Source organism: Oscillospiraceae bacterium MB24-C1 (genome assembly GCA_030913685.1).
Classification (GTDB): Bacteria; Bacillota; Clostridia; order Oscillospirales; family Ruminococcaceae; genus Yanshouia.
The window spans coordinates 423,813-443,093 of sequence record CP133187.1; the positions used below are offsets into that span (position 1 = coordinate 423,813).

At 48.4% G+C, this 19,281-nt stretch carries 16 protein-coding genes; 11 read left to right on the forward strand and 5 right to left on the reverse strand.

The window, feature by feature from the left end; genetic code table 11:
- Nucleotides 1-17: 17 nt before the first annotated feature.
- Complete coding sequence (locus tag RBH76_02100; protein ID WMJ84236.1) at nucleotides 18-2,039, reverse strand: urocanate hydratase; 2,022 nt, start codon at nucleotides 2,037-2,039, stop codon at nucleotides 18-20.
- A 217-nt stretch (nucleotides 2,040-2,256) separates the two neighbouring features.
- On the opposite strand from RBH76_02100, the gene RBH76_02105 reads away from it, so the two are divergent.
- Together RBH76_02105 and RBH76_02110 are read left to right on the forward strand one after the other, a co-directional pair.
- Nucleotides 2,257-5,268, forward strand: a complete 3,012-nt coding sequence (locus RBH76_02105) for an AAA family ATPase (GenBank protein ID WMJ84237.1) — start codon at nucleotides 2,257-2,259, stop codon at nucleotides 5,266-5,268.
- A 79-nt stretch (nucleotides 5,269-5,347) separates the two neighbouring features.
- Complete coding sequence (locus tag RBH76_02110; GenBank protein WMJ84238.1) at nucleotides 5,348-6,136, forward strand: hypothetical protein; 789 nt, start codon at nucleotides 5,348-5,350, stop codon at nucleotides 6,134-6,136.
- A 394-nt stretch (nucleotides 6,137-6,530) separates the two neighbouring features.
- On the opposite strand, the gene RBH76_02115 is transcribed toward RBH76_02110, so the two are convergent.
- The 4 genes from RBH76_02115 to ftcD all read right to left on the reverse strand — a co-directional run bounded on the left by RBH76_02115 (nucleotide 6,531) and on the right by ftcD (nucleotide 11,779).
- Nucleotides 6,531-7,829, reverse strand: a complete 1,299-nt coding sequence (locus RBH76_02115) for an SLC13 family permease (GenBank protein WMJ84239.1) — start codon at nucleotides 7,827-7,829, stop codon at nucleotides 6,531-6,533.
- Between the two features lie 102 nt (nucleotides 7,830-7,931).
- On the reverse strand, nucleotides 7,932-9,461 hold the full coding sequence (gene hutH / locus RBH76_02120) for a histidine ammonia-lyase (GenBank protein WMJ84240.1): 1,530 nt from the start codon (nucleotides 9,459-9,461) through the stop codon (nucleotides 7,932-7,934).
- Between the two features lie 770 nt (nucleotides 9,462-10,231).
- Nucleotides 10,232-10,858, reverse strand: a complete 627-nt coding sequence (locus tag RBH76_02125) for a cyclodeaminase/cyclohydrolase family protein (GenBank protein ID WMJ84241.1) — start codon at nucleotides 10,856-10,858, stop codon at nucleotides 10,232-10,234.
- A 24-nt stretch (nucleotides 10,859-10,882) separates the two neighbouring features.
- Nucleotides 10,883-11,779, reverse strand: coding sequence for a glutamate formimidoyltransferase (gene ftcD / locus RBH76_02130; protein WMJ84242.1), 897 nt, complete (start codon nucleotides 11,777-11,779; stop codon nucleotides 10,883-10,885).
- Between the two features lie 653 nt (nucleotides 11,780-12,432).
- On the opposite strand from ftcD, the gene RBH76_02135 reads away from it, so the two are divergent.
- From RBH76_02135 to RBH76_02175, 9 genes are all read left to right on the forward strand, one after another.
- Nucleotides 12,433-14,109: a formate--tetrahydrofolate ligase gene (locus RBH76_02135; GenBank protein WMJ84243.1), complete on the forward strand. Its 1,677-nt coding sequence runs from the start codon at nucleotides 12,433-12,435 to the stop codon at nucleotides 14,107-14,109.
- 264 nt (nucleotides 14,110-14,373) lie between these two features.
- Nucleotides 14,374-15,204 carry a glycosyltransferase family 8 protein gene (locus RBH76_02140; protein ID WMJ84244.1) on the forward strand — a complete coding sequence of 277 codons (831 nt, stop codon included), beginning with the start codon at nucleotides 14,374-14,376 and terminating at the stop codon, nucleotides 15,202-15,204.
- Nucleotides 15,201-15,584, forward strand: coding sequence for a hypothetical protein (locus RBH76_02145; GenBank protein ID WMJ84245.1), 384 nt, complete (start codon nucleotides 15,201-15,203; stop codon nucleotides 15,582-15,584). Before RBH76_02140 ends, RBH76_02145 begins: the two co-directional genes overlap by 4 nt.
- Before the next feature lie 109 nt (nucleotides 15,585-15,693).
- Complete coding sequence (locus RBH76_02150; protein WMJ84246.1) at nucleotides 15,694-16,677, forward strand: hypothetical protein; 984 nt, start codon at nucleotides 15,694-15,696, stop codon at nucleotides 16,675-16,677.
- Entirely contained in the window at nucleotides 16,574-17,083 is a 510-nt protein-coding gene (locus tag RBH76_02155; protein WMJ85186.1) for a stage III sporulation protein AB, read from the forward strand. The genes RBH76_02150 and RBH76_02155 overlap by 104 nt, the downstream gene beginning before the upstream one ends.
- A gap of 14 nt (nucleotides 17,084-17,097) precedes the next feature.
- On the forward strand, nucleotides 17,098-17,292 hold the full coding sequence (gene spoIIIAC, locus RBH76_02160; GenBank protein ID WMJ84247.1) for a stage III sporulation protein AC: 195 nt from the start codon (nucleotides 17,098-17,100) through the stop codon (nucleotides 17,290-17,292).
- The gene (locus RBH76_02165) at nucleotides 17,292-17,684 is read left to right on the forward strand and encodes a SpoIIIAC/SpoIIIAD family protein (GenBank protein WMJ85187.1); all 393 of its coding nucleotides are present in this window, start codon (nucleotides 17,292-17,294) and stop codon (nucleotides 17,682-17,684) included. The genes spoIIIAC and RBH76_02165 overlap by 1 nt, the downstream gene beginning before the upstream one ends.
- A gap of 14 nt (nucleotides 17,685-17,698) precedes the next feature.
- The gene (locus tag RBH76_02170) at nucleotides 17,699-18,814 is read left to right on the forward strand and encodes a hypothetical protein (GenBank protein WMJ84248.1); all 1,116 of its coding nucleotides are present in this window, start codon (nucleotides 17,699-17,701) and stop codon (nucleotides 18,812-18,814) included.
- Nucleotides 18,811-19,281: a hypothetical protein gene (locus RBH76_02175; GenBank protein ID WMJ84249.1), complete on the forward strand. Its 471-nt coding sequence runs from the start codon at nucleotides 18,811-18,813 to the stop codon at nucleotides 19,279-19,281. Before RBH76_02170 ends, RBH76_02175 begins: the two co-directional genes overlap by 4 nt.

Below are 19,281 nucleotides of genomic sequence, written 5' to 3' on the forward strand. Positions count from 1 at the left end.
GGTTCCTCCGTCTTGCTTTATTTGATAACCTCGCGGTAAACTTTTTCGATTAGCTCATCCGAGGCGATATAGGGCATTGTGATGTAGTCTGTACCATTGCGAATTTCATTATATTCGGCCACCGTTTCGATGGAATGCTCACAGCGGGCCCAGTTTCTTCTGGCTACGCCAATCATGGTATCCCACGGCATTGCCGTCATCAGGATGTCGTCCACGCGTTTACTGCCATCGAGCACCATACCGAAGCCGCCATTGATTGCTTTGCTAACGCCAACGCCACCGCCGTTATGCAACGCAACAAGACTCATACCGCGTGCGGCGTTGCCGGCATAGCACTGAATGGCCATATCCGCGGTGACGTTGCTCCCGTCATAGATATTGGAGGTTTCACGATAAGGGGAATCAGTACCGCCGGTATCGTGATGGTCACGGCCAAGCATAACCGGCCCAATCTCGCCGTTACGAATCATTTCGTTGAATTTCAATGCAATATCGCGGCGGCCCAAAGCATCTTGATAGAGAATACGGCACTGAGTACCAACGACCAGCTTATTCTTTTCCGCATCACGAATCCAGATATAGTTGTCGCGGTCCTGGCCACGGCGGTTAGGGTCGATGACTTTCATTGCGGCATGATCTGTTTTGTGCAGATCCTCCGGCTTGCCCGAGAGACAGCACCAACGGAACGGGCCGTAACCGTAGTCAAATAGCATGGGGCCCATGATGTCCTCGACATAGGACGGGAAGATAAAGCCTTCGCTGGTATCAATGCCGTTTTTGGCTATATCCTTGGCACCGGCATCAAATACAGCCTTCATAAAAGCGTTGCCATAATCGAAGAAATAGCTTCCGCGTTCGACCAGCTTTTTAATAATATGATAATGATGGATCAGTGACGCATCAACCAGCTTACTAAAGTTTTCTATATCATTTTTGAGCATTTCGGTGCGCTGCTCAAAGGTGAGACCTTGTGGGCAATAGCCGCCGTCATAAGGCACATGGCAGGAGGTCTGGTCGGACAACAGATCGATGTGAATGTTATTGTCTAAAGCGTACTCGAGCAGATCAATGATGTTTCCTTGGTAGGCGATGGAGAGAACCTCTTTCTTTTCCTGCGCGTCTTTTGCCCAGGCAAATGCTTCTTTGAGGTTGTCGGTAACCTTGCCCACCCAGCCCTGACTGTGACGGGTTTCAATGCGCGAGGGATCAACTTCGGCCACGATACCCACACCGCCCGCGATTTCAATTGCTTTAGGCTGCGCGCCGCTCATGCCGCCAAGACCCGACGTCACAAACAGGTGGCCGCTTAGATCACCGTCTGGTGCGACACCAAGCACCTTTCGACCAGCATTCAGCAATGTATTAAAGGTACCGTGTACAATACCCTGCGGGCCGATATACATCCAGCCACCTGCTGTCATCTGGCCGTAGCTCGAGCAACCCATCGCGGTGGCCTTGGCCCAATCGTGGGGATTATCAAACATGCCGACCATGAGGCCATTGGTAATAACGACGCGCGGGCTGGTCTTGTGCGATTTAAACAGGCCCATGGGATGCCCGGACATCATGACGAGCGTCTGTTCGTCTGTCAGAATTTCAAGATACTTCTTGATGAGCTGATACTGCATCCAGTTCTGGCAGACCTGACCGGTTTCGCCGTAGGTGACAAGCTCATAAGGGTAGAGTGCCACTTCATGATTCAGATTGTTGTCAATCATAACCTGAAAGGCCTTCCCCTCAATACAGTTGCCTTTGTATGCATCAATGGGTTTGCCATAGATACGCTCCTTGGGCATAAAGCGGTAGCCGTAGATACGCCCTAGGGTCAACAGCTCCTCTAAAAACTCAGGTGCGAGTTGCGCGTGGAGTTCTTCCGGAATATAACGTAGCGCATTTTTTAAAGCCAGCTTTATTTCCCGTTCATTAAGCGTCAGCTCACGCTTTGGTGCACGGCGAACCCCATCTTTAAACTTGGGATATTCCGGCAGAGTAGCATCAAGCTTTATGGTCATTGCTTTTCCGATATCACAATTATTCATGGCAGATGCCTCCTTTACTAATGTTTTGCAGTTAAATATTATCACAGCTATGTCTAAATAACGTCTATAAACAGTATCTTTTACTAGCCTTTTTTTAATTTTGTAGATGCTTTTATGGAAAAATATTGTATAATAAAATAGATGAATTTTATTTAAGATATTCTATATTGTTTGGTGAGGCTGTTTTAACTTGAATAATGAGAAAGAGAGCGTGTCTATGGCTGTAATTTCTTTTAAACTGCTGCAAATGCCGATGATATTATTAGACGGTCAACAGATTCTTCTGCCATTTAAAAAGGCGGAGGCGCTGTTGTATTGCCTTGCGATAAAAAAGACTGTTTCGCGCGAACAGGCGGCAAACCTGCTCTGGGATACCGATGATTCGCAGGTTGCAAAGAAGAATTTACGCCATACGCTGTATACGATTAAAAGAGTATTTGGCATCGAATTGATCGTTTCCCCCAAAAAGCATCTGCTGACCTTAAACCCTGAACTAGAATATGACATTGATTATGATTATTTCATGAAAACCCACGACTTTTCACTCTACGATGGAGAGTTGCTACAAGGCTTCAGCCTGAAAAACGCCGATGCTTTTGAAAACTGGCTAGAAATGGAGCGCAATGAGTTTCGGGAATACTATCTTCACCAGCTGTATGACGTAATGATTCAAGCGGTGGAAAGAGATGTCTCTGAAACCGAAATGCTCTTTACCCGATATATCAAAAAAGGTCCGCTGGACGAGCGTGTTTATCAACTTATGATGACGTGCTACCAGAAAAATGCTCTGTATTACAAGGGAATCAAGGTGTATCAGAATATCAGCAAGTTGTTAAATACTGAACTGAGAATTGCCCCCTGTGCCGAACTGACACAGCTACACCGCGAACTCTTGAGCGCGTGGACCGAATCCACAGCCGAGGAGCAGGAACAAGCGCCTGTGCGTGTGATCGGCCGCGCAGAGGAAATGCAGTTTATGATGAAGGCATACCGTGCCTTTTTGCTTGGCACACCGACGGCGCTTTTGATTTTGGGCGAAAACGGCGTCGGAAAAACATATCTCGTCAACAGTTTTTTAGACAGCATCGGCGAAGATGCCTGCATTGTACTTAAAACGATTTGTTTTCAGGCAGAACGCGAGTTTATTCTGCAGCCATGGAACACCATTATGCTACAGCTTGACCAGCAAATTCGTAGCCGCAATATGACGGTTCCCACAAGCTACACTAGCTATATCAATACCTTGTTTCCGCTTTTTGGTGACAGTGAGCAAACCTCGCAGGTGCCGGAAGATGTGATGACATCCTACAACTACCGCACCGCCAGAAACAGCGTGCTCAAGCTGTTTTCATATGTCGGGGAAGAGAGCCCGATCATTTTGTTTTTCGATAATATTCAGTTTATGGACAATCACAGCCTGGAGCTGCTTTCGCTGATTATAAGAGAGCGCAACCCAAATATTCTTTGTGTCAGTACCTGTCTTGATATACAGATGCCCTATCTGCAAAAGCAGATCAACGCGCTGGTGCGCGAAAAATTTGTAAGCCCGTTGCTAGTTCCGCCATTCACTGAAAAGGATGTATCGGAGATTATCACCGACCGGCTTGGCCCGGATGCGCTCAACGAACAGATCATCTCTCATATTTATCAAGACTCTGAAGGGAACGGCTTTTTCCTTGATATGCTCCTCGGTTATCTTACCAACGACAAAGGTGCTTCACGCCGAATGCCGTCCAATCCGCATGACATTCTGCTCGAACGGCTTGAGGCGCTTTCCGCCGATTCCCGGCAGTTACTGGATACCATGTCCGTCTGTCCTGAATCTATCACACTTGATATTGTGGAGTATATTCTCAATCGTGATACGCTGGAAATCATTGAATTGACCGACAATCTCAAGCAACATAGTCTGATTAAGGAAAAGGTCACCGATGGGCAAATTCGGTTTCAGTTCCGCCATGCAAAAATGCAGGACTTTGTCCATTCGCAGCTTTCGCCCTCCAAGCGTAGGCTGTTGCATGCTCGAGTGGCAAACTACTACGAGCAGACGCCGGAGCTGCTGCACAATAATAACTGGTACCAACGGATTATTTATCATTATGCGCAGGCTTGTAACGACGTTAAGGTCCTCCAGTACAAAATTCTTAGTTTAGCGGACTATTCGCGGTATAACTATGAGCTGTATCCAGTTCTTCAGCCGCAGAAAGATTCTGCACTGGAAGCGCCCAAGCAGCTTTCGAAATATTTTGATGAGCTGGTGACAGAGCTTGTCCGACTATATAATTATCAGCCTAACGCCATCGATTTTGTAGAGCTAGAGACGTTGCTCTATCTCGTTATCGGAAAATACTGCATTTCACAGGGCTTTTATAAAAAGGGGCTTGAGGCCATTAAACGCAGTCTTGCACACACTGGTTATTTAGAAACACATCCGCATATCCATATTTCTTGCCTGCGGCAGCTTACATTTTACGGAATACAGACGTGGAATGCCAATCTAATGCGCGAAAACATTGAGAAAGGCATGGCAATTGCAAAGGAGAAACGGCTGAGCATCGATTACGCCATTGAATGCCGCCTATATGGATTGTATTTGACAATGTGCGGTCGGTATGACGAAAGCAGGGACCGGTTAAATCAGGCTATAGGCCTGTTTGAATCCACAGCGCTGGACGGCCAGAATTATGTTTTGAATCTCGCAGCCTGTTACAATTATCTGGGGGAATTGGAGCGTAAGCAAAAGCACTTTGATGCCTCTCTGGCGTTTTACGAGCGGGCAATTGCGCTTTGCGGTGATCGCAAATATCCCAAAAATCCAATTTTCTATTCTAATCAGGCCTGTGCATTGATGATGCTGGGCAAAAAGGAAAAGGCAGCAGAGCTTTTTTTCTATGCCAATAAGCTGTATGACGCTTCCAATATTCTTGTCGGGCGCGCGGCAACAAAGGCGCATTGCTGCTTACTTTATGCCATGGATGGTAACGCAAGTGATGCTAGGCGTCTGCTGACAGAGGCCGAAAAAACAGCCCGCATCATCAGTTCCCCTATGGCGATGGGGATTGTTGAACGCATCAAAGCGATGCTGCTAAAAAACTTCCCAGAAGTGTTTAGCGGTGTTATATCAGACAGTCTTGAAGCTTGCTGCATAAAAAGCGAAAAATATCTGGCCGAGCTTCCGGGCGCTTATGAGCTTGAACTTCCGCTTGAACTTCCGCGAGTGGGCGAATAAACGCAAAAAAGACGGCGGGGTACTACACTGTGGTTAATAATAGACCGGATGGTTCCGGAGCGAGGGGTATTAATTTTATATGGAGCTTTCAATAAGAATTGCCGACCCGGCCGGCAACATCACAATTTTTGTCATGAGCGCCGTCTCGCCACAGCAGTATGCGTCGGTAGCGGCAATGCTGCTGGCTGACAGCAGATTCCGTGCCGAGCAGGTAGCGTTTCATGTCGCACCGAAGAGGGGCGCGGATGGTCGCATCGAGATGATGGGCGGGGAGTTCTGCGGCAACGCAACCCGCAGCTACGGCTATTTGCTTAGCGCGCTGTTGCCCAATCATCCGAGCGAGGTAAAAGTAGAAATCAGCGGTGCCGACCACCCGCTGTTGGTGAAAATTGATTGTGAGCACGGCAGGTGCGAAACACAGATGCCGTTGCCGGCAGGGAAGGGTACCATCAAATTTGAAGGCGAAGAATTTGACGCGATCCACTTTGATGGGATTATACATATAATCGTACCAGGTGCTTCGCGCGGCCAGCATTTTGTCGATGGCCTTTTCGCAACGGCAAAAAGCAAGGTGGATAGTAGTGCTTATGGCATCATGTTTTTAGATGGAGACAATATGACGCCTGTTGTCTATGTCTGCGAAACTGATTCGGTGGTGTGGGAGAGTAGCTGCGGTAGCGGTTCGATGGCGGTGGCCGTACTGGGGGCCATAACGCAAATAAACGGTGTGTGTCACCGTGCTTTGCAGCAGCCCGGTGGTATTATTGAGGCGGTTGCGCGTGCCGAAGGCGGAAGGGTAGTACAATGTAGTATGGGTGGGCCAGTCAGCTTATCTAAGGAGATCAAGTGGACAATGCCGAAATTTTGAGCTTTTAACCCTCGGTACCGATAGAAATAAATTGTAAACACTGTGATTGGCTAGTTATATATAGATAGGATTCGCTAAAGTAAAATTTAGCGAATCCTATTTTAATAGATATAAGCTCCAGGTATCATGACAACGGGGAAACGATGTGAAAAGGGAGGCGTGACGGCAATTGCCTATATCATATACAGCAATCAGAGAAGTCATTCAGCCACCAGCCCCACTTTCAAGTACAACAGATCATTCGTCCGCAGGCGCAAAAGCGAGCCTTTGCCCAACTTTGCGAAACTACGTAAAAGACTAAGCGAAGCAAAAGACTTTTGGGACAAACTGAGAAAAGGTTGCCATAAGGCAACCTTTCCCAACTCGCCAGCTTAACTAGCAGTTTTGACTGGAATCATATGAACTGAGCGCCGATAATCGCAGCGATCATCAGTGGGATATTGAAATGCAGGAAGGTTGGGACGCAGGTATCCCAGATGTGATCATGCTGGCCATCCGCATTTAATCCGCTGGTCGGTCCAAGCGTGGTGTCAGAAGCAGGGGAACCGGCATCGCCAAGAGCCGCTGCCGCAGAGATCAGCAAAATTGTCGCCGGGGTACTGAATCCAATTTGCTGACAAAGCGGAACGTAAAGCACTGCCAGAACCGGAATGGTACCAAAGGAAGTGCCGATGCCCATTGTGACCAACAGGCCGATCAGCGTAATCATGGTGGCTGCAATCAGCTTGTTGCCACCCATCAGGCCGATGGAGTTCTTAACAAGTTCGTCAACTGCGCCGGTATCTTTAAGAACCTGTGCAAAACCGCCAGCGACAAGCATGACGAAGGCGATAAAGCCCATCAGCTTGATGCCGCCTTCAAACTGGGCATCAATTTGGTTCCATTTAATAGTGCCGGTGATTATCAGGAGTAGCAAGCCACCGAGCGCCGCAATGGGAAGTGATCCAAACTGAATCTGCAGGATAACCATTACAATAACGGTAACTAGCGTAAACCAATGATGGCGTTCAAACTTGAGTTCCTGAGGAATTTCGTGTTCGATAATCTGGACATTCTGATAATCACGGGGCTTGCGATAGGTAAAGAACACTGCAATACACAAACCGATGAACATGGCCAACCCGAGAATCCAGTTCGCTCTCCAAACTTCCTTGACATCGACAGGCATGCCGTTAGTGGTCATATTTTTAGCCACAATACCGTGGAATATCAATCCGAAGCCTACGGGTAAGGTGATGTACGGCGCTTTTAAGCCGAATGCTAATGAGCAGGCCGCAGCACGACGATCAATTTTCAGTTTGTTCATCAGTATAAGCAGCGGGGGGATAAGGATAGGAATAAACGCAATATGTACCGGAATGGCATTTTGTGAAAGGCAAGCGATAAATGCAAGTGTCCATAAAAAGACTAGCTTTTTGTTACCGATAAACTTGGTCATTTTTTGACCTAGAATATCGACAATGCCTGTGGTTGCCATCGCTGTGGCAAAAGTGCCAAGAAGGATATAGGCCAATGCGGTTTCGCCGTTGCTGCCCAGCCCGGAAAGCAGGGAAGACATTGTTCCCTTCAGACCGAGGCCGCCCGCAAGACCACCCGCAAACAACGAGATGATCATAGCGAGGAGGATATTCATCTTCGCGAGGCATAGTGCGCAGAGAATGACTACTGCTACAATTACAGGGTTGAACAACATATTGTATTCCTCCAATCCTTATATATCGAATTTAGCTGCTTATCTAAGCTTTCCAATGAAGTATATGCGTCATCGTTTCATCGGCAGCATTATAGATATTAACTAAAATTCAATTCGTGAAACGTGGCGTTCTACGTTAGAGACTAGGCTACCATCTATAATCGCATTTTCGCACTGATCAATATCTCCATACAGTGGGCGGTCTTCTTCCAGCGGGGCAACTAAAGCACGGATGGTTTCATAAGCCGGTTGGGTGCCGACACCCATTCCTTTATTACCGCGCAGATCGATGGCCTGACAGGCACACATGATCTCCATAGCAAGTACGCGTCGCGTATTGTTGAGAATTTCGCATGCCTTGCGGGCGGCGGTGGTTCCCATGCTGACATGGTCTTCCTGATTTGCTGAGGATGGGATGCTGTCCACGCTAGCCGGATGTGCAAGTACTTTGTTTTCAGAAACAAGGGAAGCTGCAGAATATTGTACAATCATAAAGCCGGAGTTGACACCGCCGTGCTTTGTCAAGAAGGCTGGAAGTCCGCTTAACGCAGGGTTGACAAGACGCTCGAGACGTCGTTCTGAGATATTGGCGATTTCGGATATAGCCATACCCAAATAGTCAAAAGGAATCGCCATCGGCTGGCCGTGGAAGTTTCCACCGGAGATAACCTCCATCGTGTCTTTTAAAATGATGGGGTTGTCGGTCACGGAATTCATTTCGATATCAAGCTTGTTTTTCACGAAGTTGATTGCGTCCTTGCTCGCCCCATGAACCTGTGGTACACAGCGCAGAGAATAGGCGTCCTGTACGCGAATTTGACCCTGGCGTGTCGTGTTTTTACTGTCTTGCAAAAGCTGACTGACGATACGGGCCGTATCAATCTGACCTTGATGCGGGCGTATCGCATGAATGCGCGAATCAAGTGCATCAATAATACCATTTTGTGCCTCAAAGCTCAATGCGGCAGCAACGTCCGCAACCTTTAAAAGTTCTAGTGCATCATAAACCGTTAGCGCACCGCTTGCCGTCATAGCCTGCGTTCCATTGATAAGTGCCAGACCCTCTTTAGCGCTTAACTCGATAGTCGGGATACCCGCACGATTCATCGCCTCCGCGCCGTCCAGAATTTCACCCTTGTACTCCGCTTTACCAAGTCCGATCATCGGCAGCACCATGTGAGACAGTGGCGCCAGATCTCCCGAGGCACCCAGCGACCCTTTTTGAGGAACAACCGGTGTCACCCCTTTATTGAGCATATCAACCATGGTCTCTACGACTTCCATTCTTGGGCCGGAATATCCTTTAGCAATGTTGTTAATGCGCAAAAGGAGCATGCCGCGTACCACTTCACGCGGAAAAGGCTCTCCCGCCCCCACGGCGTGGGTGATAATCAAATTCTTTTGCAGCAGCTTGGACGCCTCGCTGCTGATGACAACATCGCTAAATTTACCGAAACCAGTTGTGACGCCGTAAACTACGCGACCCTCTTTGATGATCTGATCCACAACCTCGCGCGACGCGATGATGCTTTGCTTGGCTGCTTCCGAAAGTACCACAGGCGCATCCTGGCGGCAGACAAGCGCTACTTCTTCCAAAGTCAGATTCTGACCGGTCAAAACAATTGATTTCATTTCGCATAATCTCCTTTATCAGAGGGAGGTGTCATACAGACCATACACAACTCTCCGGTTAATTATATGACTAAAGTATAAAGATACCCTGTCAAAGAAACGTCTAAGTGATTCCATTTCTATTAGTGGGTAAGACATATTATCGACGCTGCTTTCACGCTGTAAACGGTGATTTGCAATCATGCAAGACGGTAAAGGCTAGCAGAATAATCAGATTGTTCGGCCTTTAGTCTAATTTATTTGTAGTTGTTTGGTAAAATTGACAATAGAGTATAACTTAATAAAAATAGGTATAAAATTAGCTTATGAAAAAAATAAGAATTTATAACAAAAATAACGATTATAAAGCCATTTTGAGGAAGGTACCGGATTGTTTATAATAGCCAAAAGACGCAATAAAGATGAAACTTTATTCCGGTAATATGCTAACGAAATGGCGAAGCGGCAATACAATAGGGTTTTTAATATTTAAACGGCAATATGCATTATATTTAATTTGCCGATAAGCATAAAGTATATTTTACTAGTTATTTTCTAAAAAATAAATAAAAATTTAGTCAAAATTTATTGCACTGAATTTATAATTCGAAAACGTTATAAGAGGCATTTCAAAAGATGCTAATCTGCTGGCAGAATCGTTTTTATAGAAAATCAACAGAGCAACCAGAAATCTGGTTGCTCTGAGTTAGTCGATCAAGTATTAGCAATTAGTATGCGATTCATTGCCGCTTTCGTGGTGGGCTACTTTGAAACAATAAAAAGATGTGCGATCAATTTTCAAGCGGGGAAGTAGCTAGTACAGTAGCCTCGCCACTGATTATTTCGGTTTCAAGCTTCTGAATCTTTTCCCTCATTTGAGAAACATAGGATTCATCCTTGATCGAGCCTAAATTGATTTTAACATTTAGCAAAGCGCCAAGTACAGCGGTTCGCGTCATCATGGCGGAAACTAGGCCGTCGGTCACCGCGTTGGCATTCCCTTTTTTAACCAGAATAGCTGCCAAAGGCATGATTTTAGCTGCTGTTTGAGCAACGCTGAGCGGAACTTCAGCCGCTTTTTTCAGCGCGTCCTGCATCGCTTTACGGCGGACAGCCTTTTCCTCATCGGTGTTTTTCGGCAGGGCCAGCGCTTCCATGTAGGCGTTAAAGGATGTACTGTCACGGGTGATATCGTCGAGCAGTGTGTTACGCAGTGCAGCTGCCTGAGGAATTAGCGCGGTCATTTCTTCCGCGACGGCTTCGTAGCCCTTTTTACCAACGGTTAACTGCGCGACCATCTCCGCCAAAGAGGCCGCCAGAGCACCGGCCAATGCGGCGACACTGCCGCCGCCGGGAGCCGGCTCGTTAGAAGCGGTCGTGGCGCAAAAGACCTCCAAGGTCATATTTTTCATTTCCATCGATTATTCCTCCGGTTCAAGCGTTTAGAGTCGGGTCTCGAGAACCTGATCCATGTTGAAGTTCTCGATCTGTAGATAGTATTCAGCGCAGTCGATCAGCGCAGCCATGGGGGTCAAACCGATGACTTCGCTTCCGACCACGTTAACGCCGTAGCGGCGTGCTTCCATCTTCACGGTTTCAAACACGCGGTAGACAGCACTTTTGGTGTAATCAGTGAGATTCATTGAAACCTGCGCAATGTTGCGATCCTCCAGCATGACACCCATCGCCTTGACAAAACGGAACCCGCCGTTTATGTGGCGAACCCTGTGTGCGATCTGGGTGGCTATATCCAGATTGGGCGTATCAAGGTTGATGTTGAAGGCGATGAGCGGCATGCGTGCGCCAATAGCGGTTACACCGGCGGTCGGATGGATGGTATCCGGGCCAAAGTCGGGCTTCCACTTAGTGTCCTTCATCTTTTCAGGCATTCCTTCAAACTGACCCTTGCGGATGTCGGACAGGTTGGCGCGGTGGGGTGCTGTGGCTGATTTTTCATACAAAAAGCTGGGAACACCAAACTTTTCACCGACTGCCAAGGCAACATCACGGGCTATTTGATCAGCCTCTTCTACAGTGCAGTTGCGAATCGGAATAAAGGGTACCACATCGGTAGCGCCCATGCGGGGGTGTTGACCTTCATGCTTGGTCATGTCGATCAACTCAGCAGCAATTCCGATTGCCTCAATGACGGCATCTCGCACAGACTCCGGTTCACCGACTACCGTGACAACGCAACGGTTGTGGTCTTTGTCGGTGCTGTAGTCCAGCAGCTTGACATTTTCTTTGCCGCGGAATGGGGCAACAATTTTTTCAACTTTATCAAGGTCGCGGCCTTCACTGAAGTTTGGTACACATTCCAGAATTTTGTTCATAGTCATCGGCTCCGTTTCTATAAAAGTAATCTGCAAGTTCATCATAGGGGATGAATTTTGTGAACGCAACCATATAAAATCTGTTTTGGCATCTCGCGCATCACTTTATGACGTTTATTAGACGATAAGGCCATTATACTTTCGGACAGTAAATTTCACCTTTAAAAAGCGCATATAGAAAGGAAAGTGTCATAATAATGAGAAAATTAACACCTGATACCTATATTATCAGCGATTGGTCGGGTGGAAAGACAAGACAAATTGCCATTGATCCACTTTAAGACGAAGATGCTGATAGGGATTTCAATTTTCGCCTTAGCTCTACCACTGTCGCGCTGTAGGAGTCGGACTTTATCCATTCCCCAACTATGAGCGCATCATATCACTGGCAAAAGGACAATTTCAGCTTCTATTAGCCTGATACTTGTTTGTTTAATAACTCATTAACAGTTTGCGTTGTTTACATCGATCGCATACGCGCATATATGGAATGTGTGACCACTAAAAGCATCTTTTTTCCGTCAAATGATAAAACGGGAAGTGGATTGGATATTGTTTCGCCGAAGGGACATGTGCTATGGTGAGGCTGAAATTGTGGCGCAGAAACATATCGTTTGAGGTGCTGTAAATTCCAAAACGCTTTAGGAGGACTTTTTTAAATGGCTTTTTTATCCGATATCGAGATCGCGCAGAGCTGCGAGCCCAAGGACATTCGCGAAATTGCAAAAGAGGTGGGTGTAGACGAAAAATATCTCGAGCTGTATGGTCGTACTAAGGCAAAGGTAGACTACAAGCTGCTCTCCGACCTGAAAAATACGCCAACAGGTAAGCTGATTCTGGTGACTGCGATCAACCCGACCCCTGCTGGGGAGGGAAAGACCACGACAAGCGTTGGGTTGACTGATGGCCTGCGCCGCCTTGGGAAAAAGGCTGTTGTCGTACTGCGTGAGCCTTCTCTGGGGCCGGTGTTCGGCGTGAAGGGCGGTGCCGCTGGCGGTGGTTATGCACAGGTCGTGCCAATGGAGGACATCAACCTACACTTTACCGGCGATTTTCATGCCATCGGTGCGGCGAATAACTTGCTGGCCGCATTGCTGGATAACCATATCTACCAGGGTAATTTGCTTCGCATTGACCCCAAGCGCATCACCTGGAAACGCGTTGTGGATATGAACGACCGCCAGTTGCGCAGCGTCATTGACGGACTTGGACCCCGCACCAATGGCGTCACCCGCGAGGACGGCTATGATATCACCGTTGCCTCCGAAATTATGGCGGTACTCTGCTTATCCTCGTCCATGAGTGATATGAAAGCCCGGCTCGCAAAGATGATTGTCGGCTACGACTATGACAACCAGCCCGTTACCGCTGGACAGCTTCATGCAGAAGGTGCTATGTGCGCACTGCTCAAGGATGCGATCAAGCCGAACCTTGTACAGACGCTCGAGGGGACACCGGCGTTTATCCACGGCGGCCCATTTGCCAATATTGCGCATGGTTGCAACTCGGTCATGGCAACCCACATGGCGATGAAACTGGGTGAGTACGCTGTTACCGAGGCGGGCTTCGGGGCTGATCTCGGCGCTGAAAAATTTCTGGATATCAAGTGCCGCATGGCTGGCTTTAAGCCAAGCGCCGTGGTCGTTGTCGCAACAGTGCGCGCGCTCAAGCACCACGGTGGCGTTTTAAAATCCGATTTAAATTCGGAAAACCTTGAGGCACTTCAAAAAGGAATGCCCAACCTGCTGCGTCATGTAGAAAACGTCACCAAGGTCTATGGTCTGCCCTGTGTAGTGGCCATCAACCGCTTCCCGACCGACAGCGAGGCGGAGCTAGCGCTTGTACGTGAAAAATGCCGTGAGATTGGCGTCAATGTTGCGCTCAGTGAGGTTTGGGCCAAGGGCGGGGAAGGTGCTTTAGAGCTGGCGCAGGAGGTTATGCGCCTGTGCGAAATGCCTAATGATTTCAATTATGTTTACGACGCCGAACTACCGATTAAGGAAAAGCTAGACGCGATTGTACAGCGTGTTTATCGTGGCAATGGTGCTGTGCTAACCGCTCCAGCTGCCAAGCAGGCCCTGCAGCTAGAAGAACTCGGATTTGGCAATCTGCCCATTTGCATGGCCAAAACTCAGTATAGCTTCACCGATGATCCCAAGGCGCTGGGCGCCCCGAATGACTTTGCCATCAAGGTCAGCAATCTAAAGGTATCGGCCGGCGCAGGATTTATCGTGGCGTTGACCGGCGACGTCATGACCATGCCAGGACTGCCCAAGAAGCCTGCGGCAGAAAATATTGACGTTGATGAGAACGGCCGCATCTTTGGACTGTTCTGATCTCTGTTTAGCCATCAGTATGTTATTTATGCTCAGCCACCGCGAAGCAAAGTACCTCAACAGATTTTATAGAAAAACGTTTACGCCCTGACAATCGGAGCGTAAACGTTTTTTAGCGGTTGTTACTACAACATTTTGATTATTCTTTTGATTTTATTAGTAAAATATATTATTATTACATTAATTGTTCCCAAATCATTAATATCCTTTCGCTATACTATAAACTACAATTTGACATATTAATGGCAATGGGGAACTATAAAAATGAACATATTGGTGACACTCAATGCGGGGTATTTAAAACAGCTGACCGTCATGCTGTTTTCGCTTTTAAAGGCGAATCCGGCAACAAGCGTTTCGTTATATGTGCTGCACACCTCACTGACTGAAACGCATTTTGAAAAGCTCAAACGAATCTGCCCCGAAAGGCTTGAAATTCATTCCATCGTCATCCCAGAGGGATTTTTGGCTGATGCACCGACCAGCGGGCGCTATCCTGTTGAGATGTATTATCGTATTTTTGCAGCACAGCTACTACCTGAAACGGTTGACCGTATATTATATTTAGACCCCGATCTTGTGGTACTCAACTCGCTAGAGACGCTGTATACCCTTGAATTTGGAGGAAACCTGTTTGCGGCGGCTTCACATATTTCGTCGTGTTCCAAACTGAACAGAGTTAACGACCTGCGTCTCTCAAAACCCAAGGGATCCAGCTACGTTAACTCCGGCGTTATGATGATGAATATTGACGCGCTTCGCCGTGAACAAAATGAGGACGAGGTCTTTGATTATATTGAGGCGCACAAATCGGTTTTGATGCTACCCGATCAGGATGTGCTCAATGCTGTCTACGCGACCCGAATAATGACGGTGGATCATCTGCGCTATAATTTGAGTGAGCGCTGCTTTCAACTGTATAATTTGCGGCCTGAAAATTGGGAGCAGCCGATGACATTAGACTGGGTGCGGCAAAACACCGCAATTGTCCATTACTGTGGCAGAAACAAGCCATGGAAAGAGAATTATATTGGTAACCTTAACCGCTTTTATCTTGAGCTGGAACAACAGGCTATAACAGGGGGATTATTATGATGAACTGGCTGCGCAACTTTATGGCTGGGCGCTACGGCGTCGATCAACTTCAATGGACTTTACTGGGAACCTATCTGGTGTTATCGATACTGCTGCCATCCAGCTTGTGGCGTTTTATTGCGGCAATTCCACTGGCTTTATTCTGGATTCGTTTTCTTTCGCGGGATATTTATAAGCGTAGTGCTGAAAATCGAGTCTTTTTGCAAAAAGCTGAGCCTGCTATCTTATTTTTAAAGCGCTGGAATAATCGGCTCAAGGACAGAGATCACCGCTATTACAGCTGCCCACGCTGCAAGCAGACATTGCGTGTGCCTCGAGGCCGGGGCAAAATCACGATCACATGTCCAAACTGCCGCACCACCATCACAAAGAAAACCTGAAAATATTTTCATCTACCGCGTCGTCTTAAATGGACGACGCGGTATTTTTATGTTCTAGAAGCGGGGGGCTGTCCATACAAATAGCAGTAGAAAGAGAGGAGGAATTTAAATGTTTTCTGGACGAGCCGCATTCATGCAAGCGGTCGCCTCGCTTTCTGATGTTTATAAAAAAAGGTTGTCCCACCTGCCGGATGCATTGTGCGAAAACGCGCAGGAGCTACGGCTGATAGCGGGAGCCTGCCCGCAGCTTCGGGTGAATAACAGCAGTATCGTACTGCGTGACTGGCCGCCGGTCACCGAGCAGGAGCTGGCACAATGCTATATTTCGTTATGCGGACAGGCTGTCCACAGCCATCAGCGTGAGCTGGCGCAGGGCTATCTCACCTTAGTGGGTGGGCACCGCGCGGGTTTTGCAGCCACGGCGGTATACGGCAGCGATGGCGCACTGATGAGCCTGCGGGGGGTTAACGCCATTGTGCTGCGCATCGCCAGAGAATATCGCGGCGTGGCGGACAGGCTGCTACGCGAGGCTTTTGGCAACGGCATCTGCGGCCTACTGATCGCCGGTGCGCCCGCCAGCGGTAAGACCACGGTGTTGCGCGACTTAGCCGTCTCGCTGGCTGGTGGTGTGGTTAAAGGGTGCGACCGGGTGGTTGTGGTGGATGAGCGCGGCGAACTCAGCGGGTTTTGCCACAACTGCTGCGTACTCTCGGGCTATGACAAGGGGGACGGGCTGCTAATGGCAGTGCGCAATCTGTCACCGCAGGTCATCCTCTGCGACGAGCTGGGCTCAGAACGAGAGGTAGCTTCGGTGGTGCATGCACTCAACTGCGGTGTTTCGGTTATCACAACCATTCACGCAGGGAGTAAAACGGAGCTGGCAAACCGTCAGGCGGGCAAGCTGCTGTTTGGAAGCGGCGCTTTTAACAAAGTAGCCATACTAAGCGAATTTCCGCACCCATCCAGCATCAGGGAGGTGTTTTCAGTTGATGATTTGGCTTCGCATCACGGGGCTGGCCCTTCTGGCGCTCAGCTGCACAATTGGTGGGATTTATCACGGCGCACGGTATCAGCAACGAATTTTGGCAATTGAGCGCGCGCGCACCTTTATTTTAACACTGCGCCATACATTACGCTTTACACTGGCGCCGCCGGATCAGCTTTTGACAATAATGCAAAACGATTCAGTGTTGTCTGGTTGCGATTATCTTGCTGAGGCGGTAAGGGACGACAGGGCAGCAAACTTTAAAACCATGTGGGCACAGGCGGTGGGGACGAGTGCCGAACCGCTGGATCCGCCCGAACGCGGGTTACTCGCATCAGTGGGCGATATCCTCGGGACAAGCGATCTCGAAACCCAGATCGGTCAGCTTGATCTGTTATCTGAGCAGCTCGATACGATACTCGCGCAGGCGCGCGTTTCCTGCGAGAAAAACCAGCGGCTCTCGGCTACACTCGGTTCGCTGCTTGGGCTTTCTCTGGCCGTCATACTGTTTTAGGAGGGAAAAACAAAATGGACGTCGATTTAATTTTTCGCATTGCTGCTGTCGGCATTATCGTTTCGGTACTTAACCAGGTTCTCATCCGCTCCGGGCGTGAGGAACAGGCAATGATGACGACGCTGGCAGGGTTAATTGTTGTTTTGATGATGATGATTTACGAGATTAACACACTTTTTGAAACAGTAAAGACGGTGTTTAATCTGTGATGCAAGAATTTTTTGCCGTATTGGCCGCCGCCTTGATGGCAATGCTGCTGGCGGTGACATTGCGTGATTTAAAAAAGGAATATGCGTTACTGCTGTCACTGGTCTGTGGTATTTTGCTGTTGCTGTGGGGCGTCAATGCGTTGAGCCCGGTGGTGGAGCAAATGTCTGAGCTGGTGGCGCTGACACAGCTCGATACCGAATATTCAACGCTTCTACTAAAGGCGTTGGGCATTGCGGTCTGTACTCAGCTGGCCTGTGACGCCTGCAAGGACGCGGGTGAGACGGCTATAAGTAGCAAGGTGGAATTTTGCGGAAAAGTCTGTCTGCTTGCTTTAAGCCTACCGTTGTTCGGAGAGTTGTTGCGACTGGCGACCAAAATATTTTCTGCGTGAGGGGAGCCGTGGACGTGAAAAAAATAGCCTTTGTTCTTCTTTTTTTGCTGTTGATGACAACCCATTGCCTCGCTGCTTCTCCGGTAGAGGAATTAGCTGACCAGTTTGGCTTAGAGCTTTTACAGCAGCAGATTCCACCCTCGGCGCAGGAAATGGCGGACGAGCTCTCCCTGGATGATTTAAGCATGGGAAAGCTGCTCACCGTTTCACCGCAGACACTCTGGGATTTACTGACGCGACATTTTGCGCACACGGTGGCAACCTATAAAAAAGAACTGTTTTCAATTCTGGCCGCTGTGCTGCTTTGCGCCATTTTGTCAGTGTTGGGTGAAAAGACACAGGCTTCCTGTGTGTTTGGCCTAATCGGCGTTTTAAGCATCACCGCTATCCTCAGTGGGCCGGTGCTCGACTGCCTTGAGCAGGGGGCAGAAAGCATCCGCGCTTGTGCGCAGTTTATGCTGGTCTATGTGCCAGTGTATGCCACGGTGGTGGCCACTGGCGGTGCGCCGGCGACAGCGGCGGTATATCATGCGGTGCTCATGATGGCGGCTCAGACCGTCGCACAACTGGCGGCTGGGGTGTTTTTGCCGCTGACGCAATCGTATATGATGCTGTCTTTAGCAGGGGGAATCGGGCAGAACAGCGGCATTGTCATGACCTCCGGCGCAATCAAAAAGATCATCAATTGGGGGATGGTGCTGGTGATGACAGCTTTTACGGGGCTGTTATCGCTGCAAAGCTTTCTAAGCTCGGCGGCGGACGGTGCTGCCATTAAAACCGCCAAGTTTTTAGTTGGCAGTTTTATTCCGGTGGTGGGATCGGTACTGACCGACGCGCTTTCCGCCATGCAAGGCAGTCTGCAAATTATCAAGGCGAGCGTCGGCAGCTTTGGTATTCTGGTAGCGGTGCTGACCTTCCTTCCGGTACTGCTGCGCATTACGGTGCTACGCGCCGTTGTGGCCATCGCCGCCATCATGGGGGAAATGTTATCGGTGTCGCCTGTCAAGGGTATTCTATCTGGGTTTTCTAATCTGCTTTCGATTATGACCGCAATTTTACTTTCGATGATGATGTTGTTGGTCATTTCTACGGCCGTAATGCTTTCACTGACCGGAGGAACAGGTGTATGAATGATATAAAGCTATGGACCTTTACACTCCTCGTCAGCGCAATGGTAGCCGCTATTTTTGAGAACCTGACCCCATCGTCACAGAAGAAACAGCTGGGTTACATATTGCAGATGTTCCTGCTGCTCTGTCTGATTGCGCCAGCCGCTGGTTGGCTGAATGACAGACCCAAGATTGAACTGTCATCTGTTCAGGAGCAGGCGATAGAGGCTCTTGATACCGACGAAATTTTAAAGGTACAGTTTAAGTCTAAGATGACCCAATTGATTTCTAATAAATTAGAAATGCTTGGCATATTTCCACGCGAAATCGGAATAGACTTTAGCGTATCGGAGAACGCGTTAGAGGTTTCAAAAGTTCATATCCTTTTAGAGCCGAAGGATAGTCAAAGACAAGATGAGACTAAAAAGGAGCTTGAAAGCTTCTTAGGTATAGCTGTTCAAACCGCTATATACGGGGAGGTGAAATAG

Excerpts from the sequence above, each read along its gene's own strand:
- RBH76_02100 (WMJ84236.1), bottom strand. The coding sequence starts at position 2,039 with ATGAATAATTGTGATATCGGAAAAGCAATGACCATAAAGCTTGATGCT.
- RBH76_02105 (WMJ84237.1), top strand. The coding sequence starts at position 2,257 with ATGGCTGTAATTTCTTTTAAACTGCTGCAAATGCCGATGATATTATTA.
- RBH76_02110 (WMJ84238.1), top strand. The coding sequence starts at position 5,348 with ATGGAGCTTTCAATAAGAATTGCCGACCCGGCCGGCAACATCACAATT.
- RBH76_02115 (WMJ84239.1), bottom strand. The coding sequence starts at position 7,829 with ATGTTGTTCAACCCTGTAATTGTAGCAGTAGTCATTCTCTGCGCACTA.
- hutH (WMJ84240.1), bottom strand. The coding sequence starts at position 9,461 with ATGAAATCAATTGTTTTGACCGGTCAGAATCTGACTTTGGAAGAAGTA.
- RBH76_02125 (WMJ84241.1), bottom strand. The coding sequence starts at position 10,858 with ATGGAAATGAAAAATATGACCTTGGAGGTCTTTTGCGCCACGACCGCT.
- ftcD (WMJ84242.1), bottom strand. The coding sequence starts at position 11,779 with ATGACTATGAACAAAATTCTGGAATGTGTACCAAACTTCAGTGAAGGC.
- RBH76_02135 (WMJ84243.1), top strand. The coding sequence starts at position 12,433 with ATGGCTTTTTTATCCGATATCGAGATCGCGCAGAGCTGCGAGCCCAAG.
- RBH76_02140 (WMJ84244.1), top strand. The coding sequence starts at position 14,374 with ATGAACATATTGGTGACACTCAATGCGGGGTATTTAAAACAGCTGACC.
- RBH76_02145 (WMJ84245.1), top strand. The coding sequence starts at position 15,201 with ATGATGAACTGGCTGCGCAACTTTATGGCTGGGCGCTACGGCGTCGAT.
- RBH76_02150 (WMJ84246.1), top strand. The coding sequence starts at position 15,694 with ATGTTTTCTGGACGAGCCGCATTCATGCAAGCGGTCGCCTCGCTTTCT.
- RBH76_02155 (WMJ85186.1), top strand. The coding sequence starts at position 16,574 with ATGATTTGGCTTCGCATCACGGGGCTGGCCCTTCTGGCGCTCAGCTGC.
- spoIIIAC (WMJ84247.1), top strand. The coding sequence starts at position 17,098 with ATGGACGTCGATTTAATTTTTCGCATTGCTGCTGTCGGCATTATCGTT.
- RBH76_02165 (WMJ85187.1), top strand. The coding sequence starts at position 17,292 with ATGCAAGAATTTTTTGCCGTATTGGCCGCCGCCTTGATGGCAATGCTG.
- RBH76_02175 (WMJ84249.1), top strand. The coding sequence starts at position 18,811 with ATGAATGATATAAAGCTATGGACCTTTACACTCCTCGTCAGCGCAATG.